13 protein-coding genes and 1 tRNA gene are annotated in these 13,491 nt (G+C 74.0%); 5 read left to right on the top strand and 9 right to left on the bottom strand.

Going from position 1 to position 13,491, the window contains the following annotated elements; genetic code table 11:
- Positions 1-49 precede the first annotated feature (49 nt).
- The 7 genes from AQJ84_RS33295 to AQJ84_RS33265 all read right to left on the bottom strand — a co-directional run bounded on the left by AQJ84_RS33295 (position 50) and on the right by AQJ84_RS33265 (position 6,564).
- A tRNA-Lys gene (locus AQJ84_RS33295) sits at positions 50-123 on the bottom strand.
- Entirely contained in the window at positions 114-710 is a 597-nt protein-coding gene (locus tag AQJ84_RS33290) for a bifunctional DNA primase/polymerase (protein ID WP_059198892.1), read from the bottom strand. The genes AQJ84_RS33295 and AQJ84_RS33290 overlap by 10 nt, the downstream gene beginning before the upstream one ends.
- A 164-nt stretch (positions 711-874) precedes the next feature.
- On the bottom strand, positions 875-1,240 hold the full coding sequence (locus AQJ84_RS33285) for a hypothetical protein (protein WP_030040348.1): 366 nt from the start codon (positions 1,238-1,240) through the stop codon (positions 875-877).
- Between the two features lie 354 nt (positions 1,241-1,594).
- A complete protein-coding gene (locus AQJ84_RS33280) occupies positions 1,595-2,932 on the bottom strand; it encodes an AAA domain-containing protein (protein WP_053191180.1) in 1,338 nt (445 codons plus the stop codon).
- A complete protein-coding gene (locus AQJ84_RS33275) occupies positions 2,929-4,521 on the bottom strand; it encodes a hypothetical protein (protein ID WP_053191181.1) in 1,593 nt (530 codons plus the stop codon). Before AQJ84_RS33275 ends, AQJ84_RS33280 begins: the two co-directional genes overlap by 4 nt.
- The gene (locus AQJ84_RS33270; protein ID WP_053191184.1) at positions 4,512-5,648 is read right to left on the bottom strand and encodes a hypothetical protein; all 1,137 of its coding nucleotides are present in this window, start codon (positions 5,646-5,648) and stop codon (positions 4,512-4,514) included. Before AQJ84_RS33270 ends, AQJ84_RS33275 begins: the two co-directional genes overlap by 10 nt.
- Entirely contained in the window at positions 5,599-6,564 is a 966-nt protein-coding gene (locus AQJ84_RS33265; protein ID WP_030040342.1) for a phosphatase PAP2 family protein, read from the bottom strand. The genes AQJ84_RS33270 and AQJ84_RS33265 overlap by 50 nt, the downstream gene beginning before the upstream one ends.
- Before the next feature lie 203 nt (positions 6,565-6,767).
- Between AQJ84_RS33265 and AQJ84_RS33260 the strand changes: the two genes are divergently transcribed.
- Positions 6,768-7,361 carry a histidine phosphatase family protein gene (locus tag AQJ84_RS33260; protein WP_030040341.1) on the top strand — a complete coding sequence of 198 codons (594 nt, stop codon included), beginning with the start codon at positions 6,768-6,770 and terminating at the stop codon, positions 7,359-7,361.
- A 30-nt stretch (positions 7,362-7,391) separates the two neighbouring features.
- On the opposite strand, the gene AQJ84_RS33255 is transcribed toward AQJ84_RS33260, so the two are convergent.
- Positions 7,392-8,888, bottom strand: coding sequence for a hypothetical protein (locus AQJ84_RS33255; RefSeq protein WP_030040340.1), 1,497 nt, complete (start codon positions 8,886-8,888; stop codon positions 7,392-7,394).
- 296 nt (positions 8,889-9,184) lie between these two features.
- On the opposite strand from AQJ84_RS33255, the gene AQJ84_RS33250 reads away from it, so the two are divergent.
- The gene (locus tag AQJ84_RS33250) at positions 9,185-9,598 is read left to right on the top strand and encodes a hypothetical protein (protein WP_053191221.1); all 414 of its coding nucleotides are present in this window, start codon (positions 9,185-9,187) and stop codon (positions 9,596-9,598) included.
- 53 nt (positions 9,599-9,651) lie between these two features.
- Complete coding sequence (locus AQJ84_RS33245) at positions 9,652-10,521, top strand: spermidine synthase (RefSeq protein ID WP_053191186.1); 870 nt, start codon at positions 9,652-9,654, stop codon at positions 10,519-10,521.
- 1 nt (position 10,522) lies between these two features.
- Here the strand turns inward: AQJ84_RS33245 and AQJ84_RS33240 are convergent, their stop codons facing one another.
- Complete coding sequence (locus tag AQJ84_RS33240; protein WP_030040337.1) at positions 10,523-11,047, bottom strand: hypothetical protein; 525 nt, start codon at positions 11,045-11,047, stop codon at positions 10,523-10,525.
- 120 nt (positions 11,048-11,167) lie between these two features.
- Between AQJ84_RS33240 and AQJ84_RS33235 the strand changes: the two genes are divergently transcribed.
- A complete protein-coding gene (locus AQJ84_RS33235) occupies positions 11,168-11,872 on the top strand; it encodes a response regulator transcription factor (RefSeq protein ID WP_030040336.1) in 705 nt (234 codons plus the stop codon).
- Complete coding sequence (locus AQJ84_RS33230) at positions 11,869-13,272, top strand: sensor histidine kinase (RefSeq protein WP_030040335.1); 1,404 nt, start codon at positions 11,869-11,871, stop codon at positions 13,270-13,272. Before AQJ84_RS33235 ends, AQJ84_RS33230 begins: the two co-directional genes overlap by 4 nt.
- Positions 13,273-13,491 lie beyond the last annotated feature (219 nt).

Raw genomic sequence — 13,491 nt, 5'->3', positions numbered from 1 at the left:
AGGGTACGCGAAAGGCCCCTCGCTTGCGCGAGGGGCCTTTTCGTGTCTGTGCGCCGCCAGGGACTCGAACCCCGGACCCGCTGATTAAGAGTCAGCTGCTCTAACCAACTGAGCTAGCGGCGCCTGCTGACGTCGTAGACCTTAGCATCCTGATCGGCGGGAGGAAAAATCGATATCCGCACGGCCGCGCGGGCCGCCCGCACGGCCGCCCAGAGCAGGATCTCGGCCCCCGGCAGCCAGGGGCGACGGGTGTCCGGGGCGACCAGCCAGCGGGCGCCGGACGAGCTGGGGGCGCCGCTCATCGGGGCGGGAACGGTCACCGCGTCGCCGACGCCGTGGCACAGCAGCGGCGGGATGGCCCCGGTGCGGCCGAACTCCTCCCAGTGCAGCAGCGACGGCAGCCGAGGTGCCGTGCCGGGCGCGGCGAACAGCAGCATCCGGCCCCGGAACGCCGCGACCGGTCCGGAGCCGGGGCCCTCGTCCCACAGGCGGTCGAGCATCCGGCGGCCGAAGACCGCGGGGGCGCTGACGATGTCGAAGGCGGTGCCGCAGGGCAGGACGACCGGGGCGTCCGGCCGCTCCTCCCAGAGCGCGAGGGTGCTGCGCGGATACGTTCCTGCCGTGGCGAGCCAGGCCGCGCCTTCCGAGGTGACACCGGAGACGTCGAAGTGGGGGGCGTGGGCCGGGGTCTCTTCGCGTGTGCTGCTCATGGCATCTACGTCTACGGGCCGTGAGTGTGCCGTTTCCCAGAGTTGCCGGAACTCGGGACGAGCGAGGATGGGACGGGGTATCTTGCCCGCCTGGCATATGCCGGGTAGTGAATGCGGGGGGAATGCGCCTCGAGTGCGCCGGGACGCCCCGGACGTCGCCCCCGTCACACCGGGTCGGTGTGTCCCGGTACCTCGGCTCCTCGCAGCAGATCCCGGCCGAACTCGACCATCTTCTTCGCGTAGTCCTCGGTCCACTCGGCCCGGGCGGCGATGTCCGACGCCGTCAACCGGTCGAAACGGCGCGGGTCGGCCAGCTGGGCCGCCGCGATCGCCTGGAACTCCACGGCACGGTCGGCCGCCGCGCGGAACGCCTGTGTCAGCTCGGTGGCACGGTCCAGCAGGGCGCGGGGGTCGTCCATCGACTCCAGATCGAAGAAGTGCTCCGGGTCGTCGGCGACCTGCGCGGGCTCGAAGAGCAGGGGCGCGGGGCGTAGCCGCGATTCGTTCCGACGCGGCGTGGGCTCCGCCATGTCTTGTCCTCCTCGTACGTACGTCACGGATGACCCGCAGGTGCGCGGGCCACCGTCCATTCTCCCGCGCCCGCGCAAGAGGGCAGGGCGCCCAGAGAGGTTTCCCTGGTCACCCCGGCCGCATCAAGCCCGGCGAGGCGCCGCCACTCCGTCCGGCAGGGGTGGCGGCGATGGTGTGGTCGGCGGCCTCGGGTGGGTCAGGGGCGGTGGGGGATCCGGTGTTCGGCGAGGTGTGCCAGGACCCGTGGTTCGCCTCCCAGCCGTCCGGGCTGTGTTCGTGGGCCGCCTCCGGCGGCGTGCCGGACTCCGTCCGGCAGGGGTGGGCGGGTGGTGGCGGTGGTGTGGTCGGGTGGGTCAGGGGCGGTGGGGGACCCGGTGTTCGGCGAGGTGTGCCAGGACCGCGTGGTTCGCCTCCCAGCCGTCCGGGAACTTCACGAGGGTTCCCAGCTGGACCGGTTCCGTGGACGGGTAGTCGTCGAGCAGGTCGGCGACGCCCTCGCGGCACACCACGATGCAGGCGTGCCGGTGGCGGGAGGCCAGCACGCACAGGCGGCCGGTCTCCAGGTGGAAGGCGGTGGCGTCGGGGCGGCCGGAGAGGGGGTGGAGGACGACCGTGACGTCGTACTCACGGCCCTGGAGGCGGTTCGCGGTGTCGACGGTCACCTCCGTGACGCCCAGCTCGGTCAGGGCCGCGCGGACCGCCGCCGCCTGGTCCCGGTGGGCCGTGCCGACGGCGATCCGGTCGGCGGTGAGCGGCGTGGGGTCGGGGGAGCGCTCCGACGTGGCCGCCCCGCCCCGGTCGAGCAGGCGCCGTACGACCGCCGCGACGGCCCGCACCGCCTCGGGATCCGTCCGCGGGGTGTGCCGCGCGGGCAGCTCCAGCAGCCCCCAGCCGGACTCGGCCGCCTCGTCGATCACCCGGTCCGCCCCGGAACCGTCCGCCGGTACGGCGAAGGCGAGCCGCCGGTCGTCGTGTCCCGTGCCGCTGCGGAACGGCGTGTACGGGTAGAACGCGTCGGAGACCAGGGGCGCGGCCGACGCCGGGAGTCGCCAGGACACCGGCAGCCGGTGCTGCGGCAGCTCCGGGTTGTGCGCGAGCAGGGTTGTCACCGCGGAGGACGACGGGTCGTACGACAGGCCCGCCCACTGCTCGCTGCCCACGATCGCGAACGGGTCGAGCTGCCCCGGGTCGCCCACGAACAGTGCCCGCTCGAACAGGCCGGCCACGGCGAGCAGCGCGTCCGAGCGCATCTGGTAGGCCTCGTCGACGATGGCGTGCCGCCACGGTTCGTCGACCTTGACGTGACCCCATTTGGCGGCCGTCGAGATCACCACCGCCAGCCCGGTGAGATCGCCTGCCTTCGCCGACTTCCGGACGTTCGGCAGGTCGTCGAGCGCCTTGTCGTACGGGTCGGCGTCACTGCTGTGCAGGCGGCCGACCGGCAGGTCCGGACTCTTCTCGGCGAGCCGGACGACGAGGTCGTCCACCTGCGCGTTGGTCTGCGCGACCACCATCAACGGGCGCCCCGCGTCCGCCAGTTCCAGCGCCGCGCGCACCACGAGCGTCGACTTGCCGGCGCCGGGAGGGGAGTCGACGACGACGCCGCGCGCCGAGCCGTGCAGGGTGTCGTGCAGGATCGCCCCGGTCGCGCGGGCGGCTTCCGCACCGGGGTCGAATGCCTGGGTCGTCACAGGAGGTCCTCCGCGGTCACGGGGTCGGGTTCGGGAGCCGCCGCCTCGCCGGGCGGGCCGCCGTGCGTCCACGGCGTGTCCTCCGGGTCGGGCAGCTTCGCGCCGCCGCGCTGCTCGTGCTCGAAGAGCGTGAAGCAGACCGGGTCGCCCTTCTCCGGTACCGAGCCCACCTCCGGCTCCTTGCCGCGGCCCATCTTGTCGACGATCCGCAGGACCACCAGCGCGCCCTCGTCCTCGTACCCCACGAACTCGGCGGCCTGCGGCCTGCCGCCCAGGGAGCGGTACACCCTGGCCCGCTCGCCCAGGTACGGCCGGTCGTCCGTGCGCACGGTGACCAGGGGGCGGGGGCTGGGCCGCTTGCCCTCGCTGTACGCCATGACGACGTCCGTGACCTCGCCCGCGAACGCCTCACCGGACAGTCGCCGGCCCGCCATCACCAGCGGATCGTCGAGGGCTTCCTGGGCCTCCAGGCGGGCCTGCTCGCGTTCGCGCGCGGCGAGCTTGTTCGCGGCGGTCACCGCGTCGTCGCGGCGCGGCTGCGGGGGCTCGCCGGCCAGCACGCGGTCGCGGTGGGCGGTGAAGGACCAGCGGTCGCGGGTCCACCGCTCCTCGACGTGCGCGCCCTCGGGCAGTGCCCGCAGCAGGTCAAGGCCGCGCCACACCGCGTCCCAGGTGGGGCGGGTACGGCTCTCGACCAGCGCCCGGATCTCCCGCTCGGCGGCGGTGAGCGCACCGAGCCGGTCGTCGGCCTCCAGGCCGTCCTCGGCGGCGGCCAGGGCGGTGCGCGCGCGGTCGTAGCGCTCGATGGCGGGGGCCAGCAGCCTGTTGTCGAAGGCCGGGTCGGTGGCGGGACCGGCCGGCGGGCAGAGCAGCTGGCCCTCGGCGTCCCGGTCCAGTTCGGCCCGGAGCGCGGCCTCGGCGCCGGTCACGCCCTCCGGCGGGTCGATCCAGGCGAGCAGAGCGCCCAGGTGCTGGTCCTCCAGGGTGGACTGGCCACTCGCCCAGTGCCGGGCCAGCAGGTCCGTCACCGCGGGCAGCAGGGAGGCGCCCGGCACGCGGGCCCGCTCGGCGAAGTGGGTGAGCCACCGGCCGAGCAGCGGCAGCCGGGGCGGCGCGGGATAGGGCGTCTCCGGGTCCTGTTCGGCCGTACGCCTGAAGCGCATGGAGCGGCCCAGCAGCCGCAGGAACTCCACGCCGGCGCGGCTCGGCACGATCAGCTGCGGCGCGTCCGCGCACAGCTCGACCTCGACCTTGACCCGCTTGCCGGTCTCCGGGTCGGTCTCCGTGCGCTCGGCGGCCTCGACGGACTCGGCGTACCCGTCGAGGTACGGCAGGACGACGTCCGCCAGCTCGGACAGGAACGCGAACCTGAGGTCGCGGTCGCGTGGCTGCGCCACGACCAGCAGGTGCGGGGCGTCCCGGTCGGTGCCCACCAGCGCGCCGAGCGGGGCGCCGGCCTCACCGGCGGTGGTGAGCGGCACGAGGACGAGCGGCCGGTCGGACAGCCGCCGGTGCCGGACGGTGGCGGCGGGCTGGGCGCGGCCGCTGCTGACGGCTTCGAGCCGGGCGAGGGTGGAGATCAGCGACACGTGGCTCCTCCCTCGACTGCGCCGCCCAGCGCCTCCGCCCTCAGCTCGGCCGCCCTTCTGAGCGCCGCCACCGCCGGATCCGCGGGATCGCCGGCCTCGCCGCGGGCCGCCGCCAGGACGTCCTCGACCGTGGTCAGGCCGCCGAGTTCGGCGCGTGCCGAGCGGCCGAGGGAGGTCACCGCGCCGTCCGCGCGGGAACGGTCGCGGCAGTGGAAGGCCAGTTCACAGGCGGACAGGCACTCGGGCGCGTAGGTCGCCGGGACCGACTCGACGGCCGCGGTGAGCTCGGCGGCGGGCAGGTCGGGGGAGAAGCAGGTGCCCTCGGGGAGGGCGTCGGCGATGTCCTGGACGCGGGTGAGCCGGGCCAGCTGGCGGGCGGTCACCGCGCGCTGCTTGCGGATGTCGACGGCGGACGCGGTGGCCAGGTTGGAGAAGTCCTTCGGGCAGACCAGGAGGACGTGGTGGCGCACCGCGGGGGCCGGGTCCAGACGCGCCGCCAGCTCCTCCAGCGCCAGCACGTAGACCGCGGCCTGGCGAGCGGCGGCGCCGACCTTCGCCGGGTCCGCCGAACCGTCCAGCATCGGGAAGGACTTGATCTCCACGACCGTCCAGCTGCCGTCCGGATGCACCACCACCGCGTCCGGCTCCAGGAAGGCCGGCGAACCGGCGACGTCCAGGGCCAGCATCGGATGGTCGAGGAGGGTCCAGCCGCCGGTCGCGGTGGCGTCGCGCAGGGCGTGGGTGGTGCGTGCCGTGCGGCCCTCGGGGCCGATCGCGGTCAGCTCGGGGAGCTCGGCGTCCGACGGAGGCTCGGCCCGCCGGTCCAGCTTCTCGTGCACCAGCCGCAGCAGTTCCGCGCCGCCGTCCGCCTTGACCCGCGCCTCGAACGCGTTGCCCCGGGTGAGGGCGAACTGCGACTGGCCGAAGGCGGCGGGCGAGCCCAGCGCGCCCGCCAGCGCCGCCTTGTTCACCCCGGCGCCGTCGAGAAGGGCCCGTCGTCTGCAGCCGGGATTGGCGGCGAGTGCCGCCAAAGCGCGCGCGTCCAGCGCCTTGGCCGGGACCTCGGGGCCGCGCAGCTCAGCGAGCCGCTGCCGGAGCTTCTTCTCCCGCGTCCTTGGGAGAGGCACTCGGCTCGGCTCCGCCTGCGAACTGTGACTCGCGCTGCCGTGGAATGTGCTCACTCGCGGAAGTCTGGCATCCGCCACTGACAATTGAGGCAGGTGCGCCCTGGGAGTTCGCCGCGACGCCCGCGACCGGGGCCCCGAACCGCTCCCGCAGCCGCTCCGCGGCCCGCTGCGCGTACCGCGTGACGTACGGCGTGAGCAGCAGCCCCACGCCCATCACGGCCGCACCGGCGACCGCGTCGAGGAAGTAGTGGTTCGCGGTGCCCATCACCACGATCGTGGTCACCAGCGGGTAGACGACCGCCGCGACCTTCGCGGTACGCGTGCGGCCGTACTTCCACAGCATCACACCGCACCACAGCGCCCAGCCGACGTGCAGGCTCGGCATGGCCGCGTACTGGTTCGTCATGCCGCCCATACCCCGGGGGGCGCTCGCCTCGCCGCCCCACCAGCCGTACGAGCTGTACTGGGCCATCGTGTCCACGAAGCCGTGGCCGGAGGAGAGCAGCCGGGGCGGGCAGGTCGGCAGCAGGGTGAAGCCGATCAGGCCTATGAAGGTCGACGTCATCAGCCAGGTGCGGGCCACGCGGTAGTGCACCGTGCGGGACCTGAACAGCCAGACCAGGATGACCGGGGTGACCAGGTAGTGCAGCGACGCGTACCAGAAGTCGGCCGGGACGCCGATCCACGCCTCGCGGGTGAAGAGCCGGTTGAGGGGGTGCTCCGCGTTGATGTACAGGAACTTCTCGACGCGCAGGATCGTCAGACCGTGGTCTACGGCGCTCGACACGTCGCCCCGGGCGAGGAGCCGGCCGGCGGAGTAGCAGGCGTACACCAGGAGGATCAGCGGCAGTTCGGTCCACCAGCGCAGCCGGGGACGCGGGCCCGCCTCGATGCCTGGTGTCTCGGTCTGCGGCATCCGATCGCCCTCCCCCTTCGTCTCCGCGGCTTCCGGGGGTCTTCCCGGCCGTGCCACTTTACGGCTGTCCGCGCGCTCGTGTGTCACGCCCCCGGCCCTCAAAGACGCGGAGATCGCCCGTTGGGTTGCCCCAGGCGGGCACTGATCCAGGGTGCGCGATGATGGAGGGGTTCTGCCTCTGATTTGTTCCGGAAGGGTTTCACATGGCACCGCGCATCCTGCTGGCCCGGCACGGACAGACCGAGTGGTCGCTGTCCGGCAAGCACACCGGCAGGACCGACGTACCGCTCCTCGAAGAGGGCCGGCGCGGCGCCAAACTGCTCGGCGAGCGCCTGCACCGGGCGCCGTTCGACGGCCTCGCCGGGGTCGAGGTGCGCACCAGTCCGCTGGCACGCGCGCGTGAGACGTGCGAACTCGCCGGCTTCGGTGAGCGGGCGGGCACCTGGGACACGCTCATGGAGTGGGACTACGGCGCCTACGAGGGCATGACCCCGCGGGAGATCCAGGACGTCCGGCCCGGGTGGCTCATCTGGCGCGACGGCGTACCCGAGGGCGAGAGCCTGGCCGAGGTCGCCGCGCGCGCGGACGAGGTGGTGGCCTGGGCCCGAGCCCAGGACGGGGACGTGCTGGTCTTCGCGCACGGGCACATCCTGCGCTCCATAGGCGCACGCTGGCTGGGGCTGCCGCTGGACTTCGCGGCGCGGATCCGGCTGAACCCGACGTCCCTGTCGGTCCTCGGCTGGGCCTACGGCGAACCGGCCATCGAGTCCTGGAACGACCTGGGGCACCTTTCCTGACACCTGTCCCGGCAGCCGCCCGCGCGGCACTCAGGGGGTGCGCGGCAGGCTCGCGTGCCGTTCCAGGAACGCCGAGACCCCCGAGGCCCGCCGGTGCGGCAGCAGGACCCGTGCCGTGCCCGCCAGCATCGTCTGGATCCTGGACGACTGGACCTCGTCCAGCAGGTCCAGCACCCGCATCCCCGCCGACGCGGCCTCGTCGGGGCGCCCCCCGCGCGCGAGGTCGTCCGCCAGCTCCGCCGTGTACAGGGCGATGTTCCGGGTGAAGTGCGGGTCCTGCAGCCGGGCCGCCCGCCGTGCGTGCCGGGCCGCGCGCCGCCAGTCCCCGAGCGTCGACCAGCACTGCGCCTCCAGCCCCTCCAGCTCGGCCTCCCCGTAGAAGCTCATCCACTCGGGGTCGGCGTCCGAGCGGCCTCGCTCGAAGAGCGCCTGCGCCCGGGCGAGCGCCTGCTCGCAGCCGGTGCGGTCGGCGAGTCCGGCCCAGCCGCCCGCCTCGCGCAGCGCGAGCAGCGACATCAGGCGGTCGGAGCCCAGAGGGCGGGCGACGCGTTGCGCGGCCTGCGCGGCACGTACCGCCTCGCGCGGCCGGCCCGCGTCCCGGGCGAGGAACGCCGTGTTGCAGAAGGCGTGCGCCTCCAGGCCCGCGTCCCCGGTCACCCGGGCGGTCGCCAGCGCCTCCGCGTAGTGCGAGCGGGCGTCGTCGAAGCGGCCCGAGTCGTGGGCCAGCCAGCCCACCGAGATGGCCAGTTCCCCGGCGCCCGAGTGGAGCCGGTCGGCGGTCGTCTGCCGGGTCGTGGCGGCGTCGAGCAGGGCGTAGGCGGCGCGCAGGGGGGCCGCCGCGCGCTGGTAGAGGCCGTCCGCGCCGTGCCGGTCGTCGAGCAGCCGGATCCTGCGGACGGCCTCTTCCAGGGCGCCCGCCTCGCTCGTCCCGACGCGTCGGACGGGGCGCTGCCCGGCCGAGGCGTCGAAGGCGAGCGCGAAAGGACCGAGCGAGGCGGCGGCCATCGTGGCGCCCCCGCCGGTCATGAATGCGCGACGCAGCACGTCGCTCTCCTCGTGGTTGTCGTGCGTCTCGTACGGGTTCCGCGTGTCGTACGGGTCCCGTGGGTCATCCGGGTCGTGCGTGTCGTACGGGCTGTGCGTGTCATACGGCTCGCACGCCCCCCGCTTCTCACCCGCGGCGTGCGGCGGGCTCGTCGCGCACGAGGGGGGCGCGCCCTCGGGTGCGGGCGCCCGGCGTCCTCGTACGGACGAGCGGGACGCGAACCCGAGGTCGGTGAGCGTGCGGCCGGGGAACATGTGCAGGAACACCCGCTCGTACGCGTAGTTGGGACAGCGGATCTCGCCCGCCTCGACCCGGCCGACATAGCGTGCGTCGCAGCTGACCCGCTCGCCGATCTCGCGGGCTGCCCGCCGGACCGCCGCGGCGAACTCGGCCGGCGAGCGCTGGCCGCGCAACTGCCGGAACGCGAGGTTCGGTCGGGGTGGTCTGGGGGACTGGGACGGGGTCATCGTGGACGACGCCATGGCCGGGTCCTCTCGTGCGAACCGTCGAACCATGCCGGAAGCAGGGTGGATTCGCGGGGAGTTGTCCGTGTCCCGCCCTGTTTCCGGCGGGCTAGAACGTACCCGCTGTGTCGGACCCGCCACGCGGTGTTTGGCTACAAACCGGATATCTCATCCGGGATCCGCCATGAACTGCCATCCTTTGCGGCTGACTTCCGCCGTAGCCGTTGACACGGGGCCGCGTTGAACCCTGCGGACCGGGAGCCGCCCGACTCCCGACCCGTTCGTTGGAGGAGGGTTCCGTGGTGGAGGCCGGGATGGAGACCAGACACAGCGCCGACCTTTGTACGCCGCGCACCTCGAGTGCGCCCTCGTGCCCGGACGCCGCGTGCGACGTGGTCACGGTGCCGACCCGGCAGGGGCTCGAGGCCGTCGACATCCTGCGGCGCGGGGCGGGCGACGACGCGGTCGGGCCCGTCCTGCACGACGACGGCTGCGACACGCTCGGGTTCGTGGTCCCGCCGGGGACCGCGGCCGGCTGGGACATGCCGGGCAGCACCTGCACGGAGACGGACGGACGGGGCCTGCGGCTGAGCCCCGAGCCGCCGGCCGGGGGGTCGGACTGGCTGCTGCCGCCGGGGGAGGCGGATCTGGCGACCGATCCGGCCGTGCTGCGGGCGGCGCTGGGGGAGGCGGCGCGCCTGATCGAGGCGGCGGACAACTGCCGGTGAGGCCGGGCCGGGCTCGTTGAGCCCGCCGTTCCGCGGCGCCTGATAATGGCGTCATGGGAAAGTCCAGGAACCCCCGGCGCGGCAGCGCGGCCGCGGCGGCCGTCGTCGAGGCCGTCGACGGCGGGCTCGCCGAGCTCATACCCGACCGGGACCGGGCGCGGGCCTGGACGCTGCTCGTCGACGGGGCGCCGCAGTCGCACGTCGACCTGGACGATCCCGCCTATCTGTCCTTCGAGTACCAGCGGCGGCTCGGGCACGTCATCGACCTGGCCGCGCCGCCCGGCAAGCCCCTGCACGCCGTGCACCTCGGTGGGGGCGCGCTGACCCTCGCCCGTTACGTCGCCGCCACCCGCCCCCGTTCCACCCAGCAGGTCGTGGAGCGGGACGCGGCCCTCGTCCAACTGGTCCGCCGGCAACTGCCGTTGGACCCGGGTGCCCGGATCCGGGTGCGTTCCGTCGACGCCCGCGAGGGTCTGGCCAAGGTGCCCGACGGCTGGGCCGACCTCGTCATCGCCGACGTGTTCAGCGGGGCCCGCACCCCGGCCCACCTCACCTCGACCGAGTTCCTCGACGAGGTACGCCGGGCGCTGAAGCCTGGTGGTCTGTACGCGGCCAACCTCGCCGACGGGCCGCCGCTGGCCCACCTGCGCGGCCAGATCGCCACCGCCGCGGCCCGCTTCCCGGAACTCGCCCTGGTCGCGGACCCGACCGTGCTGCGCGGCAAGCGCTTCGGCAACGCGGTCCTCGTCGCCTGCGACCGTCCGCTCCCGCTCGCCGAACTCACCCGCCGCGCCGCCTCCGACCCGCACCCCGGCCGGGTCGAACACGGCAGGGGGCTCACCGACTTCACCGGCGGTGCGCTGCCGGTGGCCGACGCGGCGGCCGTGGCCTCCCCGGCGCCTCCCCCGTCGGTCTTCAGGTGACTCAGTAGGTGCCGATCTCCACCCGCGGCGGCCCGTCGTGCCAGGTACAGAACACCGAGACCCGGTCCGTGCCCGAGGCGAACTCCACCCGGATCCACGACTCCGTCTTCCACACCTGCATCGACCAGCCCGTGCCCGGCGTCGCCGACACCAGGGTCGCGGACGTCTCGCCGAGGTCGAAGACCGCCCGGCCGCCGTCGGTGTCGTAGCTCTTGACCTGCCCCGAAGCGGAGGGCGAGGGACTGGGGTCCGAGGTCCTCGCGGGAGTGCCGGAAGCGGGCTTCGGGGACCTGTCGTCCGGACTCGGCGACGGGCTCACGGGCCGGGGCGAGAGGGACTCCCGGGCCGTCGACGACGCCAGCGGCTTCGACTCCTGCGTGGTCGCGTCGGCCGTCGTGACGGGCAGGGCGCGCGGCGGGTCGTACGCCGTTCCCTCCATCACCGTGTGGACGCCCCACCACGACAGCGTGGCCGCCGCGCCGGTGGCGAGCATCCAGGCCAGTACGTGTACGAGTCCTCTGCGCATCGCGGCCATACTGCCTCACGGGTCCCACCGGTGTCGCCCGGTCCCGGGCCGCTTGTCCACAGGTGGGAGTTGTCCACAGGCGCCGGATGGGCCCTCGCCGCATGGCGTAGGTTGCGGCGCATGGCAAGTGTGCTCGTGGTCGAGGACGACCAGTTCGTACGCTCGGCGCTCATCCGGCACCTGACCGACGCCGCCCACACGGTGCGCAGTGTCGGCACGGCGCTGGAGGCGCTGCGCGAGGTCGCCCATTTCCGTTTCGACGTGGTGATCCTGGACCTCGGTCTGCCCGACCTCGACGGCTCCGAGGCCCTCAAGATGCTGCGCGGCATCACCGACGTCCCGGTGATCATCGCCACCGCCCGGGACGACGAGACGGAGATCGTCCGGCTGCTGAACGCGGGTGCGGACGACTACCTGACCAAGCCGTTCTCCGTCGAGCACCTCTCGGCCCGGATGGCGGCCGTCCTACGGCGGTCCCGCACCGCCGGGGGCGACGGGCCGCCGGAGTGCGTGCTGCGCGTCGGCGGCCTGAGAGTCGACCCGCTGCGCCGCCAGGCCGAGCTGGACGGCGTCCGGCTGGACCTCACCCGGCGTGAGTTCGACCTGCTCGCCTTTCTGGCCGGGCGGCCCGGCGTGGTCGTCCCCCGCAAGGAACTGCTCGCCGAGGTGTGGCAGCAGTCGTACGGCGACGACCAGACCATCGACGTCCATCTGTCGTGGCTGCGCCGCAAGCTCGGCGAGACGGCCGCGAGCCCGCGCTATCTGCACACCCTGCGTGGGGTCGGCGTGAAGCTCGAACCACCGGGACCGGAGCCGGCGCGATGAGATGGGCCCTGGTGAAGGTCTCGCTGGCGGTCACCACCATGGTCGTGGTCGCCTTCGCGATCCCGCTCGGCCTCGTCATCAGGGAGATGGCCCGCGACCGCGCCTTCTCCAACGCCGAACGGCAGGCCGCGGCCGTCGCCCCCGCCCTGTCCATCACCACCGACCGCGACCAGCTGGAGCGGGTCGTCGCCTCGGCGGGGTCGGACGCGGGCATGGCTGTGCACATACCGGCGTCCGACGGCGCGGGTGCCGTCGACCTCGGGCGACAGCGCGCCGCCGACCGGGACGTCGCGACCGTGCGGAAGCTGGGCCGGGCCTCCACCAGCGAGGTACCCGGCGGCTCCACGCTGCTCCAGCCGGTCGCGTTGAGCTCCGGCGAGATCGCGGTCGTCGAGGTGTACGTCCCCGAGTCCGAGGTCGGCAACGGCGTCGCCATGGCCTGGGCGGTGCTGGCCGGCGTCGGTGTCGCACTCGTCGTCGGCTCGGTGGCCGTCGCGGACCGGCTGGGGGTCCGGATGGTGCGGCCCGCCCAGCGCCTGGTCGAGGGCGCGCACGAACTGGGGGAGGGCAAGCTGGGCGCGAGGGTGCCGGAGGAAGGGCCGAACGAACTGCGACTGGCGGCCGTCGCGTTCAACTCCATGGCCGACCAGGTCGTGCAACTCCTCGCCAACGAGCGGGAGCTGGCCGCCGACCTGTCCCACCGGCTGCGGACCCCGCTGACCGTCCTGCGGCTGAACGCGGCCTCACTCGGCGACGGGCCGGCCGCCGAGCAGACCCGGGCCGCGGTCGCCCAGCTGGAGCGCGAGGTCGACACCATCATCCGTACCGCCCGGGACGCCAAACCGCAGACCGCGGCGGCGGGGCCCGGCGCCGGGTGCGACGCGGCCGAGGTCGTGCGGGAGCGCATGGGGTTCTGGTCGGCGCTGGCGGAGGACGAGGGGCGCAAGTGGCGGGTGGCCGGTGCCGACCGGCCACTGCGCATCCCCGTGGCCCGCACGGATCTGGCCGCCGCCCTGGACGCTCTGCTCGGCAACGTCTTCCGGCACACCGCGCAGGGCACGGCCTTCGCCGTCGACCTGCACAACGGCGAGGACGCGGTGATCGTGCTGGTGTCCGACGCGGGCCCGGGCATACCCGACCCCGAGGCGGCGATGGCGCGCGGCCGGGGTTCGGGGAGCGCGGGTTCGACCGGGCTCGGGCTCGACATCGTGCGCCGGCTCGCGGAGGCGACGGGCGGGGACGTGCGGATCGGCTCGTCCGTGCTCGGCGGGACCGAGGTGCGGATCTGGATCCAGCTGGACGGCCGGGAGCCGGAACGCAGGGGACACCGGGGGACCGTACGACGCCGCCGGCCCGGCCGGCTGGTCTCGGCCTTCAACCGGTCCAGATCGCTTCCATGAGCGCGTCCCGAGATCACCGGCCCTGTGGCGGGGCCGAGAACCAGGCGGACGCGACCCGCGGCTCGATCCTCCAGGAGAGGCGCGCGCTCCCGTAGGCGTGCGCCGCCTACAGCTGATCCCAGGGGCCGGGAGGGGAGTGGTGTCGATTACGTTTCGACAAACCGGGCCGAAAGCTATTGACGTATGACCTGACATACCGCTGTCATTGCGCCATCGTGT

Origin of the sequence: Streptomyces resistomycificus (genome assembly GCF_001514265.1) — a bacterium.
GTDB lineage: Bacteria > Actinomycetota > Actinomycetes > Streptomycetales > Streptomycetaceae > Streptomyces > Streptomyces resistomycificus.
The sequence above is the reverse complement of the archived record's forward strand: the minus strand, read 5'-3'. Positions and strand labels throughout refer to the sequence as shown.